This is a genomic window from Prosthecodimorpha hirschii (genome assembly GCF_001305515.1).
GTDB lineage: Bacteria > Pseudomonadota > Alphaproteobacteria > Rhizobiales > Ancalomicrobiaceae > Prosthecodimorpha > Prosthecodimorpha hirschii.
The window spans coordinates 4,974,521-4,996,152 of the sequence record NZ_LJYW01000001.1; the positions used below are offsets into that span (position 1 = coordinate 4,974,521).

At 70.3% G+C, this 21,632-nt stretch carries 12 protein-coding genes; 7 read left to right on the plus strand and 5 right to left on the minus strand.

Annotated features, from left to right (window positions below; all coding sequences use genetic code 11):
* Positions 1-111: 111 nt before the first annotated feature.
* From ABB55_RS21980 to ABB55_RS21990, 3 genes are all read left to right on the plus strand, one after another.
* Positions 112-3,372, plus strand: coding sequence for an efflux RND transporter permease subunit (locus tag ABB55_RS21980; protein WP_083463840.1), 3,261 nt, complete (start codon positions 112-114; stop codon positions 3,370-3,372).
* A gap of 100 nt (positions 3,373-3,472) precedes the next feature.
* Positions 3,473-4,915, plus strand: a complete 1,443-nt coding sequence (locus ABB55_RS21985; protein WP_152982136.1) for a hypothetical protein — start codon at positions 3,473-3,475, stop codon at positions 4,913-4,915.
* Between the two features lie 74 nt (positions 4,916-4,989).
* Entirely contained in the window at positions 4,990-5,502 is a 513-nt protein-coding gene (locus ABB55_RS21990; protein ID WP_054360731.1) for a type III secretion system chaperone, read from the plus strand.
* A gap of 183 nt (positions 5,503-5,685) precedes the next feature.
* Here ABB55_RS21990 and ABB55_RS21995 read toward each other — a convergent pair whose 3' ends face one another.
* Entirely contained in the window at positions 5,686-6,723 is a 1,038-nt protein-coding gene (locus ABB55_RS21995; RefSeq protein ID WP_160321291.1) for a LacI family DNA-binding transcriptional regulator, read from the minus strand.
* A gap of 202 nt (positions 6,724-6,925) precedes the next feature.
* Here ABB55_RS21995 and ABB55_RS22000 point away from each other — a divergent pair, with 202 nt between their 5' ends.
* Positions 6,926-8,101, plus strand: a complete 1,176-nt coding sequence (locus ABB55_RS22000; RefSeq protein WP_054360733.1) for a fumarylacetoacetate hydrolase family protein — start codon at positions 6,926-6,928, stop codon at positions 8,099-8,101.
* A gap of 63 nt (positions 8,102-8,164) precedes the next feature.
* Here ABB55_RS22000 and ABB55_RS22005 read toward each other — a convergent pair whose 3' ends face one another.
* The 3 genes from ABB55_RS22005 to ABB55_RS22015 all read right to left on the minus strand — a co-directional run bounded on the left by ABB55_RS22005 (position 8,165) and on the right by ABB55_RS22015 (position 14,116).
* The gene (locus ABB55_RS22005) at positions 8,165-8,356 is read right to left on the minus strand and encodes a hypothetical protein (protein ID WP_054360734.1); all 192 of its coding nucleotides are present in this window, start codon (positions 8,354-8,356) and stop codon (positions 8,165-8,167) included.
* Positions 8,357-8,422: 66 nt separating this feature from the next.
* Complete coding sequence (locus ABB55_RS22010; RefSeq protein ID WP_054360735.1) at positions 8,423-12,736, minus strand: protein kinase domain-containing protein; 4,314 nt, start codon at positions 12,734-12,736, stop codon at positions 8,423-8,425.
* 219 nt (positions 12,737-12,955) lie between these two features.
* Positions 12,956-14,116, minus strand: coding sequence for a cysteine desulfurase family protein (locus ABB55_RS22015; protein ID WP_054360736.1), 1,161 nt, complete (start codon positions 14,114-14,116; stop codon positions 12,956-12,958).
* On the opposite strand from ABB55_RS22015, the gene ABB55_RS22020 reads away from it, so the two are divergent.
* The 3 genes from ABB55_RS22020 to ABB55_RS22030 are packed head-to-tail and all read left to right on the plus strand — an operon-like array spanning position 14,087 to position 18,902.
* Positions 14,087-15,505: a molybdopterin-binding protein gene (locus ABB55_RS22020; protein WP_083463842.1), complete on the plus strand. Its 1,419-nt coding sequence runs from the start codon at positions 14,087-14,089 to the stop codon at positions 15,503-15,505. The two genes, ABB55_RS22015 and ABB55_RS22020, sit on opposite strands and share 30 nt — an antisense overlap.
* Before the next feature lie 20 nt (positions 15,506-15,525).
* Positions 15,526-17,481, plus strand: a complete 1,956-nt coding sequence (locus ABB55_RS22025; RefSeq protein WP_054362228.1) for a molybdopterin biosynthesis protein — start codon at positions 15,526-15,528, stop codon at positions 17,479-17,481.
* Entirely contained in the window at positions 17,478-18,902 is a 1,425-nt protein-coding gene (locus tag ABB55_RS22030) for a c-type cytochrome (RefSeq protein WP_083463843.1), read from the plus strand. Before ABB55_RS22025 ends, ABB55_RS22030 begins: the two co-directional genes overlap by 4 nt.
* Before the next feature lie 543 nt (positions 18,903-19,445).
* On the opposite strand, the gene ABB55_RS22035 is transcribed toward ABB55_RS22030, so the two are convergent.
* Complete coding sequence (locus tag ABB55_RS22035) at positions 19,446-21,449, minus strand: 4Fe-4S dicluster domain-containing protein (RefSeq protein WP_054360738.1); 2,004 nt, start codon at positions 21,447-21,449, stop codon at positions 19,446-19,448.
* Between the last annotated feature and the right edge of the window lie 183 nt (positions 21,450-21,632).

Here is a 21,632-nt window from a genome sequence, read left to right on the forward strand (position 1 = left end):
TCCGGCCCGACCCGCCCGGATCGCTGCCCGTTTCGTTCGCCCCCCGTTTCGTTCGCCCTGCGGCCCGGCCGCAGGGCGCACCCTCCCTCCTGACGTTTGCTGGAGGCCGCCATGGCCCGTCCCGATCCCCGTTCCGGATTCAACCTGTCGCGCTGGGCCATCGAGCATCCGGGGCTGACGCGGTTCTTCTTCGTCATCACGCTGGTGGCCGGCATCCTGGCCATGGTCCGCATGGGGCAGAAGGAGGATCCGGACTTCACCTTCCGGGTGATGGTGGTGCAGGCGGTCTGGCCGGGCGCGACGCTGGAGGAGATGCAGAACCAGGTCACCGACAAGCTGGAACGCAAGCTCCAGGAAACCCCCAACCTGGAGACCCTGAAGACCTACACGCGCGCCGGCAGCACGGTCATCATGGTCAACATCAAGGGCTCGGCCGCCGGCCGCGACGTGAGCGACGCCTTCTATCAGGTGCGCAAGAAGGTCGGCGACATCGCCGGAGACCTGCCGTCCGGCGTGCTCGGCCCCTATTTCAACGACGAATTCGGCGACACCTATATCGCCCTCTACGCCTTTACCGGGCGCGGCTTCTCGGCGCCCGAGCTGGAGGACTACGCCAAGCGGGCGCGGGACGTCGTGCTGACCGTTCCGGGCATCGAGAAGGCGCAAGTCCTCGGTGCGCAGGACGAACGCGTCTATATCGACATTGCCTCCCGGACGCTGGCCGAACGCGGCCTCACGGTGGCGGCGATCTCCAGCGCGCTGGCCGCCCAGACCTCGATCGATCCGGCCGGACGGGTCGAGACGGCGGAGCGTTCGGTGCGGCTGACCGTCGGCGGCACCCTGGTGACGGTCGAGGATCTCGCGGAGCTCCGCCTTTCTGTCGGCTCCCAGGTGGTCCGGCTCGGCGACATCGCCACCGTCTCCCGCGGGTTGATCGACCCGGCGGATCGCAAGTTCCGCTTCAACGGCGAGGATGCCGTCCTGCTCGGCATGGTGATGGCCAAGGGGCAGAACGTCACCGTGGTCGGCGAGGCGCTGCACGTCGCCCTCAAGGGCGTGGAGGCCAACCTGCCGGTCGGCGTCAAGCTCGGCCGCATCTCCGATCAGGCTTCGGTCGTCGAGGGCTCGATCCACGAATTCGCCGAGGCGCTGATCGAGGCGCTGGCGATCGTGTTGGTCGTCTCCTTCATCTCGATCGGCTGGCGCGCCGGCATCGTGGTCGCGGTAACCATCCCGCTCGTTCTGGCGGCGACCTTCGCGGTCATGTCCCAGATGGGCATCGACCTGCAGCGCATTTCGCTCGGCGCCCTGATCATCGCGCTCGGCCTCTTGGTCGACGATGCCATGATCGCGGTCGAGATGATGGAGCGCAAGCTGGAGGAGGGGCGGGACAAGCTGTCGGCGGCGAGCTTCGCCTACACCTCGACCGCCTTCCCGATGCTGACCGGCACGCTGATCACGACGGCCGGGTTCATCCCGGTCGGTTTCGCCGCGTCGACGGCGGGCGAATATGTCAACTCGCTGTTCTGGGTGGTCGGCATCGCGCTGGTCACCTCGTGGATCGCGGCGGTCTATTTCACGCCCTGGATCGGCACCCTGGTGCTCAAGGAGCGCCGGCACCCGGAGGGCGGCCATCACGACGTCTATGACAGCCGCTTCTATCGCGGCCTCAAGGCGAGCATCGGCTGGGCGGTGCGCCACCGCATCGTGGTGCTGATGGTGACCGGCCTCGTCTTCGCCGGCAGTCTCTACGGCTTCAAGTTCATTCCGAAGAGCTTCTTCCCGGAATCGACCCGGCTCGAACTCCTGGTCGACCTCTGGCTGCCGGAAGGCAGCGGCATCGGCGAGACCGAGCGCCAGGCGGCCGCCCTGGAGAAGCGGCTGACCGCCGATCCGGATCAGAGCTACGTGGCCAGCTTCATCGGCGAGGGCGCCCCACGCTTCTACCTGCCGCTCGACCAGCAACTGCGCAATCCGAACTTCGCCCAGCTGCTGATCGTCGCCAAGGATCTGCCGGCCCGCGAAAGGCTGATCGCCAAGACCCGGACCTGGCTGGCCGAGGACTTCCCGTCGGTGCGCTTCAAGGTCGATCGCCTGTTCAACGGGCCGCCGGTGGGCTGGGCCGTGCAGATGCGCGTCTCGGGTCCCGACAGGGCCGAGGTGCGGCGGATCGCCGATCGCGTCAAGGAGGCGTTCCGCGAGGATCCGCGCGTGTCCAACATCCATGACGATTGGCTCGAGCCGGTGCCGACGCTGAAGCTGTCGATCGACCAGGATCGTGCCCGCGCCCTCGGCATCTCCTCGCAGACGATCCGGCGCTCGCTGCAGGGGGCGCTCTCGGGCGCGCAGATCGGCACCTTCCGGGATGGCGAACGCACCGTCGCCATCATGGTGCGCGAGCCGGCCGAGACCCGCAGCCTCCTGTCGGCGATCGACGGCATCTATGTGCCGACCGACCGTGGCGGCTCGGTCCCGCTCGCCCAGGTCGCCAAGCTGGAGACCCGGCTGGAGTCGGGCGTCGAATGGCGGCGCAACCGGCTGCCGACCATCACGGTGCGCGGCGTGGTCCCCGACGGCATCCAGGGCAACGACGTGACCCCGGCCATCTACGCGGCCTTGAAGCCGCTGCGCGAGGCGCTGCCGGCCGGCTACGGCATCGAGATGCAGGGCGGCATCGAGGAATCGGCCAAGAGCCAGGATTCGATCGCCGCCAAGGCGCCGGTCATGATCCTGGTCATGATGGTGCTGCTGATGATCCAACTGCAGCATTTCGGCAAGGCGATGCTGGTCTTCATGACCGCCCCGCTCGGCCTGATCGGGGCTTCGGCGGCGCTCCTGGCGACCAACTCGGCCTTCGGCTTCGTCGCCATTCTGGGCGTGATCGCGCTGGCCGGCATCATCATGCGCAATTCGGTCATCCTGATCGACCAGATCGAGCAGGATCGCGCCGCCGGCCTGTCGCCCTGGGAGGCGACCGTCGGCTCCGCCGTGCGCCGGTTCCGTCCGATCATCCTGACCGCCGCCGCGGCGGTGCTGGCGCTGATCCCGATCGCGCAGTCGGCCTTCTGGGGGCCGATGGCCTACGCGATGATGGGCGGCATCATCGCCGCGACCGTGCTGACCCTGTTCGTGCTGCCGGCCTCCTACGCGCTCGCCTTCCGGGTCCGCCCGGACCTGCCGGCGACGGATGCGGGCGGGGCGGCGGCCGCCGTCATGCCGGACCATGCTCCGGTGCCGGAACACGTTCCGGGGCCGGAAAGCACCCCGGTGCCGGAGCGGGCTGTCGCACCGGCGGCCGACATTGTCCGGCCGTCCTTCGGGCGGTCCGGTTCGGCGACGAGTGCCGACGACCGGCGCGAGGCGGCGGAGTAATCGACAGTTCGATTCAAGCTGTTCGGTCTGTGCCGGACATCACAACGCCGTTATGCCCGTCCCGGTAGTCTGGGCCATCATCCAGACACCGGGGGCGGACATGGCGATCATCGGGAGCAACAACAGCAATCCCATCCAGATTGGTGTCCGGCGCAATGCCGTCATCGAGAAGAATACCGGACCGCAGGTCGGCACCGGCGTCGATGCCCCGACGACTACGAGGACCATGCCGAAGTCGAGCTTCGGCGCCTCCATCGCCAAGGCCTTCGCCGATCTCGGCACGCGCTTCACCAAGTGGCGCGCCGAACTGAAGCAGGCCAACGCCGAGGCGCGCGAGACCGCCCGGCACGACGGTGCCAACAGCCGTCTGGAGAGCCAGGACAAGGCCCATACCAAGGGTGCTGCCAAGAAATACCTGCAGGCGACGCCGGACGACATCTACAAGAAGTCCTCCGCGCTGTCTCAGGATAAGGATCCGGCGCAACTGCGTTGCAACGTCAAGCAGATGTTCGATCAGATCAAGAAGGAAGCGGCCAAGCAGAAGGTCGACTGGAAGGAGCTGGCGCTCGAGAAAATCAACACCTCCCTGGACGGCACGTCGCTGATGGGCATTCAGGAAATGTCGATCGACAACATCCGCAAGGCAATGGAATCGTACGACAAGGACGGCCCGAAGAGCCAGGGCGTGCGCGACTTCGCCGAGATGATCTGCGACGGCCTGACCCGGGCGCGCGATCCGGAGGGCGCCAAGGCGCTGTTCTCCAAGAGCCTGAACGACTACCTGCGCGACCCGGAGATCGGCAAGCCGACGGCGTTCCGCTCGAATTCCTCCGGAACCACGGCGCTGGGCAAGCTGATGGATGCGACCAGCCCGTCCAAGGGGCGCGAAACCTATCAGTTGGCGTCCAACAGCATCCTGGAGAAGCATTCCGGGGGCCTTCAGCAGATCGTCAAGCACTTCGAAGGCGTGATCGCTTCGGACAAGAAGGAGTTGGACGACTACGAGAACCGTCGTCAGGCTGCAAAGCAGAAGAACCAACCCTTCACTGAGAAGATGCCGGAGGGGAGCGGCATGCGCGGCAACTGGAGCGAGTGCTCCGATCCGGTCCACGTCAAGGCCTTCAAGGATGCCGCCATGGACATCGTCGACGGCTTCTACGGCAATCCGAAAGCGGCGGCCAGCCAGGTTCCGGAAAGCTCGCGGACCCTGCTGAAGGAGGCGGCCGAGGTGATCGCGAAGCGCACGGATCTTTCCAAGGAGCAGAAGGAGACGGCCATCTTCAAGATGTACAACAACTTCCTGGTTCTGCGCGACATCTCGGTCGGTATCGGCGAAGGCGGCCAGAAATACGACAACGGCCACGAGAACGATATTGGGATCGGCACCCAGGTCGCCAATGCCGTCCAGAAATGCGCCAACGGCGTCGCCAGCCCCGGTCAGGTCACGGGGGAGATGCGGGTCGCCTACAAGGAGATCTTCGAGCACACCCAGGCGAGCCTGAAGGCCTTCTTCCTGGAATGCGGCATGCCGACGGTGGTGTAAGATCCTGCCGACTGATGTAGACGCAGATTGGGAGATGGGGCGGCCGGCGCTGTCGGCCGAAAGGGGGGCGACGCATGCACGACGTGAATCATCTGATCGATGTCCTGAAGGCCAAGCTCGGGCTGCCGCAACTGGCCTTCGACAGCGACGGCAGGGCCGAGATCATTTTGCCGGACGCCGGCTCGATCTACCTGACCCGCATCGAGCCGCAGATTCTGGAACTGTCCTTCCGGCTGCCCGGGCTCGACAACCCGGATCTTAAAATGGCTCGGGCGATGCTGCAGGCCAACTGTCTCGGCATGGGGGTCGGTGCGGGCCGGCTGGCGCTCGATCTGCAGCGCGGCCGGGCCTTCTATTGCCTGCGCTGGAACGTTGCGCCGATGTCGGCGGCCGATGTCGAGCAGGACTTCGATCGCTTCGGCCAACTCGTCGCCTTCTGGGCGACCGAAGGTACCGACCTCGTGCTGGCCGAAGCGGAGCCCGATACGGCCGGTCCGGAAGACTGGTCGGACGAGGCCACCGCAGCCGGGGACGACGATGATGACGGTCCGCTGATCGCGCCGTCGTCCTTTCCGATCCGGGTCTGACCGAACGCCGGCCGGTGCGTCAGCACCGTCTGCGTCTGCACCACCGTCCGCACCAGACGCGCAAGGCCAGCCGCCCGTCCGAGATGACCGGGGCGGCTTCGCGCGGGGACTGTGGGACGAGAGGGCCCGTGGAACGAGAGGGCCCGTGGAACGAGAGGGGCCGTGAGACGAGGGGCCGTGGGATCAGACGGCGAGCGGCAGGTCGCTCGCCATGCCGCGGCCGCGCGGAGCCGCGGTGCTCTCGCGCACGACCAGCTCGGTCTTCCAGAGGCGCGTCAGCGGCGCGTCCGGGCGTTCGCGGCGCGCGAGCAGATAGTCGACCGCATGGGCGGTCATCGCCTGGACCGGAATCGAGATCGCCGTCATCGGCGGGTGCATGAAGGCCACCACCGGATTGTCGCCAAAGGTGATGATCGACATGTCGGGTCCGACGGTCAGGCCATGCTCGCGCACCGCGCGTACGGCGCCGATGCCGATCCGATCCGTGATCGAGATCGCCGCCGTCGGACGGTCCGGCCGGGCGAGCAGTTCGGACATCAAGGCGAAGCCGCTGGCCTCGGCGAGCTTGCCGCACAGGATCGTGGTCGTGATGCCGAGCCCGGCGGCAGCCTTCAGGAAGGCGGCCTCGCGGGAGCGTGCGAAGACCAGCGCCTCGTCGCTGCTCAGCAGCGCCACCGACCGGTGGCCGAGGTCGGCCAGATGCCGCATGGCTTCGGCCGTTGCCGCCTCGGTGTCGATATCCACATAGGCATAGGCCTTGGGATGGCTCGGTTCGGCACCGAATGCGATGAACGGGAAGCCGACCTCGCACAGATAGTCAATTCTGCTATCACTTTCGCGAATACGTGGGACGAGGAGACCGTCGACCCGGCCGCCTTCGACGATGCGCCGATAGGTCAGGGCTTCGGTCGGCCCCTGATCGGACGACAGGACCAGAAGATCCACCTCGGTTCCGGCGAGGCGCCACCAGGCACCCTCGACCATATTGAGGAAATAGCGGTCGTCGAAACCGCGGGCGCCGCCCGGAACGATGAAACCGATCCCGTCGGCGCGGCCGCGCTGCAGGCGCCGGGCGACCTCGTTGGGGACATACCGGATGCGATGCGCCTCGGCGACCACGCGTTCCCGGGTCGCCGCAGACACGTCGGAATAGCCTGCAAGTGCCCGCGACACAGTCGTTATGCTCACGCCAAGGCTCTGCGCGATCTGTCTGAGTGACATATTCCCATCCCGACCCGGATTCTGTCGACACATGCAAGGTTGCCTCACCCGTGCCGGCCGTCAATGACCATAGCAGGAAATCGCTATAACGGCATCGAATAGCATACCTCAGAAAGACATTGTTTGCGGACCATCAATGGTCATCTCCTACTTTGTGCTATCAGCGTTTCCGCAGACAAATGCCGGGAGGAAAGCCGTGACGATGCCGAACTTCGATCTCAGTGCCGATTCGATCCTGCCGACGGATGCCGCGCATGCCAGCCTGGTCGGCCGCGTCTGGCGTCCCGGCATCGGCCCGGCCGTGGTGACCCTGCGCGGCGATACCGTCGTCGACGTGACCAGCCGCGCCGTGCCGACGGTCCGCGACCTCATGGAAGCCGCCGATCCGGTCGGCCTGATCGCCGAGGGCGGCGAGGCGATCGGCTCGATCGGCGACATACTGGCCAATTCCGACGAGAGTCGTCTAGACCCGAACCGGCCCTGGCTGCTGGCGCCGATCGACCTGCAGGCCGTCAAGGCCGCCGGCGTCACCTTCGTCATCTCGCTCCTGGAGCGGGTGATCGAGGAGCATGCGCGCGGCGCGCCCGAGAAGGCGGCCTCGATCCGGGCCGAGATCGACGGCATCATCGGCCACGACCTGCGCGCACTGCGGCCGGGCTCCGAGGAGGCCGCCCGGGTGAAGGACATCCTGGTCGCCCGCGGCGTCTGGTCGCAGTATCTGGAGGTCGGCATCGGACCGGACGCCGAGATCTTCACCAAGGGGCAGCCGCTGTCGTCGGTCGGCACCGGCGCCTCGGTCGGCCTGCACCCGGTCTCGACCTGGAACAACCCCGAGCCGGAAGTGGTCGTCGTGGTCAATTCGGCCGGGCGAATCGTCGGTGCGACGCTCGGCAACGACGTGAACCTGCGCGACGTGGAGGGACGTTCGGCGCTGCTCCTCGGCAAGGCCAAGGACAACAACGCCTCCGGGGCGATCGGCCCCTTCGTGCGGCTGTTCGACGGCGGCTTCGGGCTCGAGACGATCAACCGGGCCGAGGTGACGCTCAACGTGGTCGGCGAGGACGGCTTCGCGCTCAAGGGCCGGTCCAACATGGCCGAGATCGCCCGGCCGGTCGATGACCTGGTCGCCGCCGCGATCGGGCCGCATCACCAGTATCCCGACGGCTTCGTGCTCTATCTCGGCACCATGTTCGCGCCGATCGAGGATCGCGACGCGCCCGGCAAGGGCTTCACCCACAAGCTCGGCGACGTCGTGCGCATCGCGACGCCGAGCCTCGGTGCGCTGGTCAACCGGGTCCGCCTGTCGACCGAATGCACGCCCTGGACCTTCGGCCCCGGCGCGCTGATGCACAATCTGGCCCGGCGCGGCCTGCTCTGAAGCCTTCGCCAGTCGACCGCGCCGGCTCGTCGCGAGCCGGCGCGGTCACTGTCGCCGATAGGGCTACGACGAGGCGTTGCGGAAGGCCTGGACCAGCATGTAGGCGGCGAAGGCGAGGCCGAGCAGGACCCCGGCCGCGATCGTCCCGCCGAAATACCAGCCCGGCCCCATCCAATAGGTGCCGATCAGGGCGGCCACGCCGAGCCCGGCCAGCATCAGGGCGATCCGCAGGAACAGGGCGGCGAGCTTGGACATGGCCGGCGATCCTCTCGACAGATCCGGGCGAACAGGGGCTGCCCGGAGGCGGCCCGGGGACGGACGTCAGTTGGTCAGGCTGCCCGGATAGGCGAAGACCGCCCGGCGGGTTTCCTGGGTATAGAGGCCGTCGACGCCGCCGCGATAGAGCCCGCGGCGCTGCAGGATGCGCTGCACGGCCTTGCGCGTCTCCTCGCCGAATACCGCCATGTCGCCCGACAGCGCATCGACCGCATTGGCCTCCCGCCGCGCGAAGGCGGTCAGGAGCCAGCTTGCCGCCTTGTTCGGATCGGCCGGGCCGCCGCGCCCGCTGTCGAGCAGGAGCGCGGCATTCCACATCGCCGACAGGTTGCCGGCATTGGCCGCCTTGTCGAACCAGCCGAGCGCATCGGCCTCGCTGACCGACCGGCCGAGCCCGTTCAGGGCCAGCCAGCCCAGCTGGTTCATGCTCTCGCCGTAGCCCTGATCGGCCGCCCGGCGGTACCATTCCGCGGCGCGGACATAGTCGGTCGGCCGGCCGCGCCCGGATTCGTAGTGCCAGCCGATCTGGTGCATGCTCGGCGCATAGCCGAGCCCCGCGGCGCGGTTGTACCAGTCGAAGGCGCGCGCGAGATCGACCGGCCGTCCGAGGCCGTTCTCGTAGGCCCAGCCGATCTGGTGGATGCTGCCGGGATCGTTGGCGCGCGCGCCCTTCTGGTACCATTCGAAGGCGCGGGCATAGTCCTGCGGCACGCCGGTGCCGTTCTGGTAGACGAGGCCGAGGCGGAACATGGATTCCGACCGGCCGATCGCGGCCGCGCGCTCGAACCAGACGATCGCCGCCGCGGTATCGGCGCGCCGGCCGAGCCCTTCCAGGTTGATCACGCCGAGCTGGTGCATGGCCGCCGACGAGCCGGCGGCGGCGGCGCGCTCGAACCATTCGGCCGCCTTGTCGTAGGAGACCGGCCGGCCGATGCCGTCCAGATTGAAGGTGCCGAGCACCGCCATGCTCTCCGCCCGGCCGAGCTGGGCGGCGCGGGCATACCAGTCATAGGCCTTGGCGAGATCGACCGTCCGGCCGAGGCCGTTCTGGTTCAAGGTGCCGAGCTGATGCATGGCCAGCGTCGAGCCGAGCTTCGCGCCGCGCTCGTACTGGTCGGCGGCACGCTGGTAGTCGACCTTGCGGCCGAGACCGTATTGGGCGAGCCAGCCGAGCTGGGTATAGCTCTCCGCCACGCCGAGCGCCGCGCCGCGCGTGTACCACTCCGCCGCCTTGACCGGATCGAGCGTGCGGCCGAGGCCGTTCTCGTACATCCAGCCGATCGCGTGGGTGGCGGCCGGGCTGCCGAGCGCGGCGGCGCGGTTGTAGAGTTCGAAGGCCTGGGCGTAGTCCTGCGGCAGGCCGAGCCCTTCGCGATAGGCGCCGGCGAGCAGCGTCAGCGCGGTCGGGTCGTCGGCCTCGGCGGCACGGCGATATTCGCGCGAGGCCTCCTGGTGCTGGCCGCGCTTCTGCAGCGCATAGCCGAGCGCCGTATAGAAGCGGCGCACGTTGGGGTAGTTCTGGACCGCGGTCTGGCACGCCGGAACCGCCCGCTCGGCGTCGATCTGGCTGAGATCGAGGCCGGTCTCGCCGACCGGCTTGTCCGGATGGTCGGCCGGCAGGGCGAGGCGGTCGCAATCCTGGGCCGGCACGTCGTCCGACCGGGCACCGACCGCGACCCGCGCGATGGTGATGCCGCGCGGCACCGCGTTGCGGCTGGCGTCCTTGAGCGGCTTCAGGTCGTCGATGGTCCGGATGGTGCCCTCGATCGACAGGTTGCCGTCCTCGAGCGCGACGCGGCCGGAGGCGAGGCGCCCGGCCTGGGCGACGCCGAAGCGCACGGCGATCAGGAAATTCTCCGGCGCGCCGTCGCCGAGCTGGGTTTCGTCGACGATCCGGATGCCCGGCAGTCCGGCCGAGACGGCGGCGACGACATCCTTGCGCAGCGCCTCCGACGGCACGAAGCCGGTCAGCCGGGCGATGCCGGAGCCGAGCGAGATGTTGAACGGATAGGGCGAGATGCGCGGCGCGTTGACCGCATTCTGCGCCAGCCGGAAGCTGCCCGGGACCGAACCGCCGAGCGTCTTGGAGAGCGCCGCGAAATCGGCGGGATTGCGCGCGGCGCCGTCGATGGTGATCGTCTCGCCGGTGATCGCGACCCGGCCGCGCGCGAGCCGCGGCACCACGTCGAGCGCAAAGCGCGCGGCGCGGGGGAAGTCGGCGGGCGCGCCGTCGGCGATCTCGGTCTCGTCGCGCGCCGGCGTGCCGGGCTGCACCTGGGCCACGGCCGAAAGCAGGTCGCGCCGGACCTCCCGCGACGGGCTGTAGCCGCGCAGGACGATCGACTGCCCGTCATAGGTCGCCGACCATTCGTAGGGGCTGGCCACGGGCGGCCGGACGGCCAGCGAGACGCGCGGATTGCCCGGCACCGAGGTGGCGTCGATGGCGCTGGCACGCTCGAAGGCCTGGGTGGAGCGCGCGCGCCCCTCGATCTGGACGGTCCCGGATTCGTACTGGATGCGTCCGTCGGTCAGATCGGCGAGGCGCGGGATGAGCAGCGCGGCCGCCTCGGCGAAGCCCGGCGGCTCGCCTTCCGCCACCCGGGTCGCGTCCCGGACCGGGACATTGGGCAGGCCGCGTTCGGCGGCGGCGCGCAGTTTCGCCTTGACCTCCGGGGAGGGCACATAGCCCGCCAGGGCCAGCCCCTCGCGACCGACCTGCGCGGTCCACAGATAGGGCGCCACGACGGCCGGCCGGATCGCCGTTTCGGCATGGCCGCCGCCCGGCAGGGCCGTGGCGAAGTCCCGTTCGAGCGCGCTCCAGCTGTCCGGATCGGCTGCCGTGCCCTCGATCCGCACGGCATCGTTCTCGACCCGGACGCTGCCGCGGTCGAGCTTGCCGATCCGCTCGATCGCGAAGGCGGCCCGTTCCGCGAACCCGCCGGGGGCGCCGGCCGCGACCTCCAGGCGATTGTCCACGCGCGTATCCGAGGCGCCGCGCCGGACCGCGTCGCCGAGCGACTGACGGACGGCCTCGGACGGCGCATAGCCGGTCAGCGTCACGGTGCGTCCGTCGATGCTGGCAGTCATGGCGAAGGGGGCGACGATGCGCGGCCCGGCTTCCATCTGCCGCACGATCTGCGGCCAGAAATAGGCGACGCCGCCGCCGGCAGCGACGAAGACGATGGCCGCGGCCGCCAGGCCCGCCTTGCTGCGCTTCTTCGGTTCCTCGTGGATCGGGAAGGCCGGGCGGGTGTCGGCGGCACGGAAGCCGCTCGGCGTGGCCCGGTTCTCCGTCGGGGCCGACCGTCCGTGTTCCTGCCCGAAGGCCGTGAGCGGCCGCGAGCGGGGCGACAGGACGCGCGTGCCCTCGTGGCCCGACACCATCATGGTCGAGGCGTCGCGCATCGACATGAAGGTCGTCGCCTCCTCGAGCGAGGGCGCACCGGTCCAGCCGAGGGCGGTGCGCAATTCGCCGATCGACTGCGGGCGCTGCTGCTCGTCGAGGCGCAGCGCCATGTCGACGCCGGCGAGGAATTGCGGCGAATAGCGCGTCCGGTCGACGACCGCCTCGGCGGCCGGGACATGCGGGTCGTTGCCTTCGAGGAAGCCGCGCCGGCCGAGCCGCGACAGGCGCGTCATCGGGGCGACAGGCGGCTTGCCGGTGATGGTCCGATAGAGAACGCCGCCGAGCGAGAAGATGTCGGTATAGCGGCCGTGCTGCCCGGGGCCTTCGGAATCGGTCTGCTCCGGCGGCGCATAGCGCATCTGGGCGACCATCTTGGACGACCGGCCGCGATCGATGCCGTGACCGGCGGCGCCGAAATCGATCAGCACCGGCTCGCCATTGCCACGGATCATGATGTTGCGCGGCGTGATGTCCCGATGCATCACGTTCTGCGAGTGGACGTAGTCGACCGCCTGGAACAGCTTCTCGAACAGCGGCCGGATCTCGGCCTCGCTCGGCGGCGTCGGATGCGCGGTCAGCCATTCCTCCAGGCTGCCGCCCTCGACATATTCCATGATCACGTAGGAGGTATTGTTCGCCTTGATGAAGTTCTCGCCCTTGATCACATAGGGGTGGCTGAAGCGCGAGACGACCGACTGCGCCTCCTCCTGGAACTTCCTCAGCGCGTATTCGTAGGTGCCTTCCGAGATGTCGGTATCGACCACCACGGACGAGCCGCTCCGCGTGGAGATGTCGCGGACATAGAATTCCTTGATGGCGACGGTCTTGTGGGTGACTTCGTTGAACGCGCGATAGGTGATGCCGAAGCCGCCCGCTCCGAGCACGGCCTCGATCCGGTAGCCGCCGACCTCGCTGCCGAGATCGAGCGCGTATGGGTAGCGCGGATCCTTCATCAACCCCTCGAAGCCCGGCCGCTGGACCGACGCGACGTCCGACCCGGCAAGGCCGCGCGATGGTATCGCGCGCCGGGCCGGAGTCCAGCGTGCTGCATCGCACCGTCAGTTCCGCGGGGCAAGGCCCGACGGGGACGGCGCGATCGATCCTGCGACATGACCGATGCCCACTGAACCGTTGCTGAACAAGGCTTTTTTGCGGCCGAGGCGGGATTCGGCTCAGGCCATCGCGCAGGCGAGGCCGGTCAGCGCCGACCAGGCCTCCGCAACGGCCGCGATCGCCGCGTCGATCTCGGCCTCGGTGGTGCCGCGCCCGAGCCCGATCCGAATCGAACCGAGCGCCGCCGCGTCGTCGAGGCCGATGGCGCCGAGCACCGGGGAGGGCTCCAGGCTGGCCGAGGCGCAGGCCGAGCCGGCCGAGACCGCCACGCGGTCCTTCATGCGGTGGATCAGGTCGATGGCGGCGATTCCGGGCAGGGCGAGATCGAGATTGCCGGGCAGGCGTCGTTCAAGTTCACCATTCACGCGCAGCCCGGGAATGCGGGCCGCGAGACCGGCGCGAAGCCGCTCGCGCAAGGCCTTGAGCCGCAAGGCTTCCCCGTCCATCTCGGCCTGAGCGATGCCGGCCGCCGCGCCGAAGCCGACGGCCAGCGGCGCCGGGACGGTGCCGGATCGCAGGCCCCGTTCTTGGCCGCCGCCGAGGATCAGCGGTTCCAGCGCCACGCCGCGCCGGACATGGAGCGCGCCGATCCCCTTCGGCCCGTACATCTTGTGGGCGGAGAGCGACATCAGGTCGACCTTTGCGGCGACCACGTCGAGCGGCACCTTGCCGGCCGCCTGGGCGGCATCGGAATGGAACAGGATGCCGCGCGCCCGGGTCAGGGCGCCGATCGCGCCGATCGGCTGCAGGGTGCCGATCTCGTGGTTGGCGGCCATCACGGTGACGAGCCCGGTTTCGGGGCGCAGCGCCGCCGCGACCGCCTCCGCGGGCACGATCCCGTCGGCTCCCGGGTCGACCCGCGTGACCGCGAAGCCGTCCGCTTCCAGCCGGTCGACCACGGCGGCGACGCAGGGGTGCTCGATCGTGCTGGCGACCAGGTGCCGGCGGCCTTCGGGCAGGCGTGCGGCGGCACCGCGCAGCGCCAGATTGTTGGCCTCCGTCGCCCCCGAGGTGAACACGATCTCGCCCGCCGCGGCGCCGATCAGCCGCGCGATCGCGCGCCGCGCCGCCTCGACGCCGGCTTCCGCCTCCCAGCCATAGGCATGGTCGGCCGAATGCGGATTGCCGAAGGCTTCCAGGAAATAGGGGCGCATGGCCTCGAACACGCGCGGATCGAGCGGCGTGGTGGCATGATGGTCGAGATAGATCGGGCGCGGCATGGCCGGACTATCGGTCCGCCACGGCGCGCCGTCCAGCCTGGATGGCGGGGAGGGGGACTGCCGGAGTTCGGGCTTGTTCCCGGCGCTCCAAGGACTAGAATCGCTCCAGGGTCGGCGGGACCCGGCGATGGGCCGCGCGAGCGGCCGGCCGGGTCCGGTTCCGAAAGCCCTGTCCAAGTCAGCAAGCCGCCCGCCCGCCGGCACGTCGAAGGATCGGCGTTTCGTCTGGGCCGCGGCCGGGAGACCATCCTGACCCGTCGCATCCTGTCCCTGACGCCGCTCGACGCGATCCTGGAGCGGATCCGCGCGCGCGTCGCGCCCGTCGCGGCCGAGGCCGCCCTGATCGGCCATGCGGTCGGCCTGGTGTTGGCGGCGCCGTTGCGCGTGCCCGCCAATGTGCCGACGCGCGCGCTGGCCGCCGTCGACGGCTGGGCCGTCGCGGCCGACATGGTCGTCGGTGCCGCCCCCGGTGCGCCCGTCTTTCTGGCCGAACGGCCGGCGGCGGTCGAGATCGGCGACGCCATGCCGGACGGCACCGACGCGGTGCTGCCGCCGGAGGCGGTCGCCGAGGCGGCCGGGTTCGTCGAGATTTCCGCTGCCGCCGGAGCCGGGGAGGGCGTCCGCCCGGCCGGCTTCGACGGCGAGGCCGGCGCCGTCGTGCTGGCCGCAGGACGCCGCCTGACGCCGCTCGCCGCGGCCGCCGCCCGTTCGGTCGGTCTCGCCGAGGCCGTCGTCCGGCGCCCCTATGTGCGCATCCTGGTGATCGGCGACGGGCTGGAGCCGCAGGACGTGACCGGTCGGCTGATCGCCGATCTGGTCGTCGCGCGCGGCGCCGAGCTCGACCGGCCGGCGGCGCTTGCGGACGATCCCGCCGTCATCGCCGGCGCGCTCGCCGAGAGCGTCGCGGATCTGATCATCACCGTCGGCGGCAGCGGCGTCGGCACCACCGACCGCACACTCGACGGCATCGGCCTGGCGGCGGCGAGCGAGGTGCTGGCCCATGGCATCGCCATCGCGCCGGGCGAGACGACGGCGCTGGCCATGATCGGCGACGCGCCGGTGCTGGTGCTGCCGGGCCGGCCCGACGCCGCGCTCGCCGGCTTCCTGCTGGTCGGCCTGCCGCTGATCGATCGGCTCGCCGGCGCCGATCCGGCCCTGCCCGATCTCGGCCTGCCGCTCGCCGGCAAGGTCAGTTCGGCGCTCGGCATGACCGAACTGCGGTTCATGGCGCTGGAGAACGGGCAGGCCGTGCCGCTCGCCGCCTCCGGCCTCCCGCTCGGCCGGCTCGGGCGGGCGGACGGCTATCTGGTCGTGCCGGCGCGCAGCGAGGGTTTTCCGGTCGGCGCGCTGGCCGGCATCTACCGGTTGCCGGGAGGCCGGTCTTGGTGACCCCGGCCGCCGCCGCGCCCATGCGTCCTGATCTCGCCGCCATCGCCCGCCAGGAGCAGTTCCTGGAGGTGGTCGACCGCAACGAGGCCATGCGCCGCTTCCTGGCCGCGATCGAGCCCGAACCGCTGCCCGCTGAAAGCGTGGCCCTTCTCGACGGGCTCGGCCGCGTGCTGGCCGACGACATCGCCGCGCCGGTCGATGCGCCACCCTTCGACCGTTCGGTGGTCGACGGCTTCGCGCTGCGCGCCGTCGACACGGTCGGCGCCTCGGAAGCCGCGCCCAAGAGGCTGATCCTCAACGGCGAGGTGCTGGCCTGCGGGGTCGTCGCCCGGATCGAGGTCGAGCCCGGCACCGCGACCGTGATCGCGACCGGCGCCGCCCTGCCGCGCGGCGCGGATGCGGTCGTGCTGGTCGAGGAGACCGAAATCGAGGAGATGGATGCGGCGACCGTCCTGGTCCTGCGCCGTCCGGCCGCGCCGGGCCAGTTCATCGGCTCGGCCGGCTCCGACAGCGCCCGCGGCGAGAGCCTGCTGCGGGCCGGCACGACGATCGGCGCGCGCGAGGTGGCGCAACTGGCCGCGGTCGGCATCGACCGGGTCGCGGTGGTGCGCCGGCCGGTGGTCGCGGTCCTGTCGACCGGCGACGAACTGGTCGCTCCGGGGGCCGTGCTGCGGCCGGGCGCGATCTACGACGCCAACGGCGCGGCGGTCGCCGCCACGGTGATCGAGAATGGCGGCGTCGCGCTGCCTTTCGGGATCGTCGGCGACGATGCCGATGCCCTCACCGCCGCGATGGAGCGGGCGCTGGAGGCGGCCGATCTGGTCGTGCTGTCCGGCGGCACGTCGAAGGGCGCGGGCGATCTCTCGACCCGCGTGATCGCCCGGCTCGGCAGCCCCGGCATCCTGGTCCACGGCGTCGCCCTGAAGCCCGGCAAGCCGCTCTGCCTCGCCAAGGTGCGTGGCAAGCCGCTGGTCGTGCTGCCGGGCTTTCCGACCTCGGCGCTGTTCACCTTCCACAGCTTCGTGGTGCCGGTGATCCGCACGCTGGCCGGGCTCGGCGCCCGGCGCGAGGCGCAGGTCGAGGCCGTGCTGCCGGCGCGCCTCGCCTCGGAGCGGGGTCGGTCGGAATTCGTCATGGTCTCGCTCGTCGAGCGGCCCGCGGGCGGGCTCGCCGCGGTGCCGACCGCCAAGGGCTCCGGCGCCGTGACCGCCTTCACGCAGGCCGACGGCTTCGTCGAGGTGCCGGCGCTGACCACGGGGCTCGAGGCCGGCACGCCGGTCTCCGTGCGCCTGTTCGATGCCGCGGGCCGCGCGCCCGACCTGGTCGTGGCCGGCAGCCATTGCCTCGGGCTCGACGTGGTCGCCGGCCATCTGGCCCGGCGCGGGCTCGCCACCCGCATCCTGGCGCTCGGTTCGGCCGCAGGGCTCGCCGCCGCCCGGCGCGGCGAATGCGATCTCGCCCCGGTGCATCTCTTCGATGCCGCGACGGGGCGCTACAACACGCCGTTCCTGGTCCCCGGCCTCGGTCTGATCCCAGGCTGGCGGCGCATGCAGGGCGTCGTGTTCCGCCCCGGCGACGCGCGCTTCGAAGGCCGCGAGGCCGCCGAGGCGATCGCGGCGGCGCTCGCCGACCCCGCCATCGTGATGGTCAACCGCAATCCGGGCTCCGGCACGCGCGCGCTGATCGACGCGCGGCTCGGCGCGGTCCGCCCGAAGGGCTGGTGGAACCAGCCGAAATCGCACAATGCGGTCGCCGCCGCGGTGGCGCGCGGCTCGGCCGATTGGGGCGTCTCGATCCGCACCGTCGCCGATCTCTACGGCCTCGGCTTCCTGCCGCTCGCCGAGGAGCATTACGACTTCGTCTCGGTCGAGGCCCGGGCGAGCCATCCGGCGGTCGCCGCTTTCCGGGACGCGCTCGCCGGCCCTGCCGTCCGGACGCGCCTCGCCGCCCTCGGCCTGGAGCCGGCCGGATCATGAGGCACGCCGCGCCGAAGCCGAGCGCCGTCGCGGCCGCGCGTTTGCGGGCGATCCTGCCGGGTGCGGTTCCCTTGGCGCCCCGGCCGGCCGTCGGCCTGCGCTCGGCTCTGCCTCTCGTCCTCTGGCTCGCGGCGTTGCCGGCTGTCTTCCTTGGCGCGGCTGCGCCAGCCGGCGCGGAAATCCTGCGCGGCCATGGCGGTCCGGTGCGGGCGATTGTCGAACCCACCACGCCGGGGCAACTGGTCACCGGCAGCTTCGACCAGAGCGTGATCCGCTGGCGGCTGCCGGAGGCGCGTGCCGAGGCGGTGCTGCGCGGCCATGAGGATGCGGTCGCGGCGCTTGCCGCCCTGCCGGACGGGCGCGTCGTCTCGGCCGGCGCCGATGGCCGGATCGTGATCTGGCCGGTCGCCGGCACGGCGCCGGAGCGCAGCGTCGCGGCCCACAAGGCGCCGATCGCAGGCCTCGCGGTCTCGCCGGACGGCCGCCTCGTCGCGTCGGCCTCCTGGGACCGGACCGTGGCGGTGACGCCGGTCGGGGCTATGACTCCAGCCGGGGCGGGCGCGGCGCGGGTGTTCGAGGGCCATGCCGACAACGTCAACGGCGTCGCCTTCCTGCCCGACGGCCGCGCCGTGGTCTCCGCCGGCTACGACGCCACGCTGCGCCTGTGGCCGCTCGGGGACCGCGAGGCGCCGTCGATCCTGACCCTGCCGGCGCCGCTCAACGCCGTCGCGGTCGCCCCGGACGGCGAAATCGTCGCGGCCGGCGCCGATGGCGCGCTCCATTTCGTCGCCCGGTCCGGCGGCGGCCTGACGACGCGGGAGAGGCTCGACGTCATGCCCGGGCCGGTCGTGGCGCTGGCGATCACGGCGGACGGCACCCGGCTCGCCGCCGCCGGCCTCGGCGGTGCCGTGGTGCTGGTCGACCGGACGGCGCGGCGGCCGGTCGCCACGCTGGTCGGCCCGGGCCTGCCGGTCTGGTCGCTCGCCTTCGCGCGCGACGGCCGCAGCCTGTTCACCGGCGGCGCCGACCGGCTGGTCCGGCGCTGGGATGCGGTCACCGGCCGGCCCGTCGACGCCATCGCCCCCAACCCGCGCGACCCGGCCGCGGAGGCCTCGACGGTCCGCGGCGCGGTCGTGTTCCGGGCCTGCCGCGCCTGTCACGGCCTGGAGGCCGACGACACCAACCGCGCCGGCCCGACCCTGCACGGCCTGATGGGCCGGCGCGTCGCGACCGCCGCCGGCTACGACTACTCGGCGGCCCTCAAAGGCATGGACATCGTCTGGACGCCCGAGACGGTCGCCCGGCTGTTCGAGGTCGGCCCCTCGGCCTACACGCCCGGCACGCGCATGCCCGAGCAGGTCATCGCCGACCCCGACGACCGCCGCGCCCTGGTCGAATGGCTGGCCGAAGTGACGCGGTAGAAGATGGTAGACGGCCAAAGATCCTAAAAAGCCTGACGCCCTAAGAATTCATCTGCAAATGCCGGACTTCAGACCCTCAAATTCGCTCTCGACCCGATCCATGAAATGCCGAGACTGAGCACTTGAATTCAAGGCCAAGCAGTTTATTGGGTAATCGTTCACTTTGAAGTCAACCAAACACTATGTGTTTGGACATGGTCAACTGAAAAGTCAAATGTACAATCTGTATAAACGTCCCTTACCTCCCCATTGGATAGCACTTCGCCATGAATTGTAATTGATGCCGCCTTTCTTCCGTCAATTTCAACATCACATGCCAATGATCGGATATTTTTAGGACTCGCGTAAATTGTGCCAGTGAGGATTGTTCTCAGTCCAACCTGAAATACATCGTCTATTTTCATCTTGAATTCATTCATTGTAGGTGCATGTCCCTCGGGGGCCGCAATATACGAGCATCTTCAGCACCAATGCCTGATATATTTTGATGCTGAATCATAAAGTCTTTGACGCTCGTTTCTGCGCCACCCAAGACTGTGGTTCCTACTCGTCCCGTTCGCCCGTCCCCGTCCGCTTTTCCCGCTCGCGGTCGCGCAGATAGTCCTCGGTCGTGCGGGGGCGGGGGCGTTCGGTGGTTGCGTAGGGGTCGATGCCGGCATTGGTGACGGCGGAGACGCGGCAGTCCTCGCACATCTTCAGGAAGGCCAGGCGGCCGGCATGGGCGCCGGAGAACATCCAGTGCCGGCCTTCCAGCTTGGCCACCACCCGGTCGATGCTGGAGCGCGTGCCGAAGGGCTTGCCGCATTCGACGCAGCAGAACGGCTCCTCCTCCTTGACGACCACCGGCGGTGTGCCGAAGGCGGCGAAATTCACCCGCGGTTCCAGCGTGATGACCTTCTCCGGGCAGGTCGCCGCGCACAGGCCGCATTGCACGCAGGCCGCCTCGTCGAAGCGCAGCATCGGGCGTTCGGCATTGTCCTTCAGCGCGCCGGTCGGGCAGGCCGACACGCAGGCGAGACAGAGCGTGCAGCCTTCGGTGTCGACCGCGACGCGGCCGAGCGGCGCGCCGGGGCTGAGCGCGATCACGTCGACCGGCATCGGCGCGACCCGGTGCATCTCGCGCAGGGCGAGCCCCAACAGGTCGCGCTTGCGCCCGGCCGGCATGAAGCTCGACGGCGGCTCGGCGGTGCGGTCGCGCGGCGTCAGGGCGAGCGCCTCGGCAAGCCGGTCGGGATCGTCGGCGGCGATGATCGCGGCCGTGCCGGTGCCATAGCCGAGGCCGGCGGCGAGCGTGCCGGCCAGCTCGGCGGTGGCGGCGAGCCCGGCCGTGTCGTGCTTCGGCCGGGCGCGCGTCAGGAAGCGGATCGCCGCCGCCCCCCAGGCGAAGGCGGCCGCGGCCAGTTCGGGGCCGGCCGCGGTGACCTCGTCCATCTCGAAGGGCAGCACGTTGGCGGGCAGCCCGGCGCCATAGCGGGCGAGCGCGTCGATCAGGTCGGCGCCGTGCTGGCCGTCATGGACCAGCACGACGGGCCATTCGCCGCCGGCCGCCCGATAGGCGGTCAGCATGGCGCGCAGCCGGGTCAGGGTCGCGTCGGCGGCGGGCGCGTCATAGGCGGCCGCGCCGGTCGGGCAGGCCGCCGCGCAGGAGCCGCAGCCGGCGCAGATGCCGGCATCGATCGCCACATGGTCGCCGGCCGGGGTGATCGCCCCGGTCGGGCAGAGATCGAGGCAGCGCCGGCAGCCGACCTTGCGCGAGCGGGAGTGCGCGCAGAGATCGTCGCGGAAATCGATGTAGCGCGGCTTGTCGAAAGTCCCGATCAGGTCGCCGGCCTTGAGGCAGGCCTCGGCCACCGCAGCCGGACTGGCCGGATCGGCGCGCAGATAGCCGGCCCTCAGATCCGCGGCCGACACCAGGGCCGGGCCGCCGGAGAGATCGAGCACGATATCGGCCTTGGCGACGGCGCCCTGACGCGGCGGACCGAAGGCGAGCGTGCCGCGCGAGGACGGCGCCGGCGCGGCATAGCCGTCGAGCACGACCTCGAAGCCGCCGAGAACGCCCTTGAGGGCCCGGACCGTACCGCGGCGGATCGGGAATTCGGTCCGTCGCGGCGGCTCGATCTGGGCGGATCCGGTCAGCACCACGCTCACGTCGAGCCGCTCGGCCAGCCGCCGACCGGCCTCGATGGCGACCGCGTCGCGCCCATAGATCAGGACGACGCCCTCGCTCTCCAGCGTCACCGCCTTCGGCGTCGGCCGGTCGACCGCCGCGGCGGCGATCAGGGCGGCCATCTTCGGCCCCGACCGGGTCGCCTCGGCCGACCAGCCGGCGGTCTCGCGGATATTGGCGAAGGCGAGCGTCGCCGGCAGGTTTTCGGCGCCGGCGATCTCGGCGAAGAGCGGCGCCTCCTGGGTGCAGGCGACCAGGAGCGGACCGGATTCGCCGGCCGCGGCCCGGAAGCGATCGAGCTCGGAGCGGCACAGATGACGCGCGCCGACGACCTTGCGGGCCCCGCAGCCGCGGGAGACGGCGGCCGAATCCGGCGCCATCGTGTCCTCGCAGCTGCACAGGATTACCGTTCCGCGGCTCAAATCCATGAAGACCCCCAGTCAGGTCGTTTTCGTTCTTGGGCCGGTCGGCTCGACGGGCCATAGGCAGAGCTTATATATCGTCCAATTCGAACAAGCCCAGCGGTATCGAAACCGCGTGCGGGCATCGCAGGGCGGAGGCGG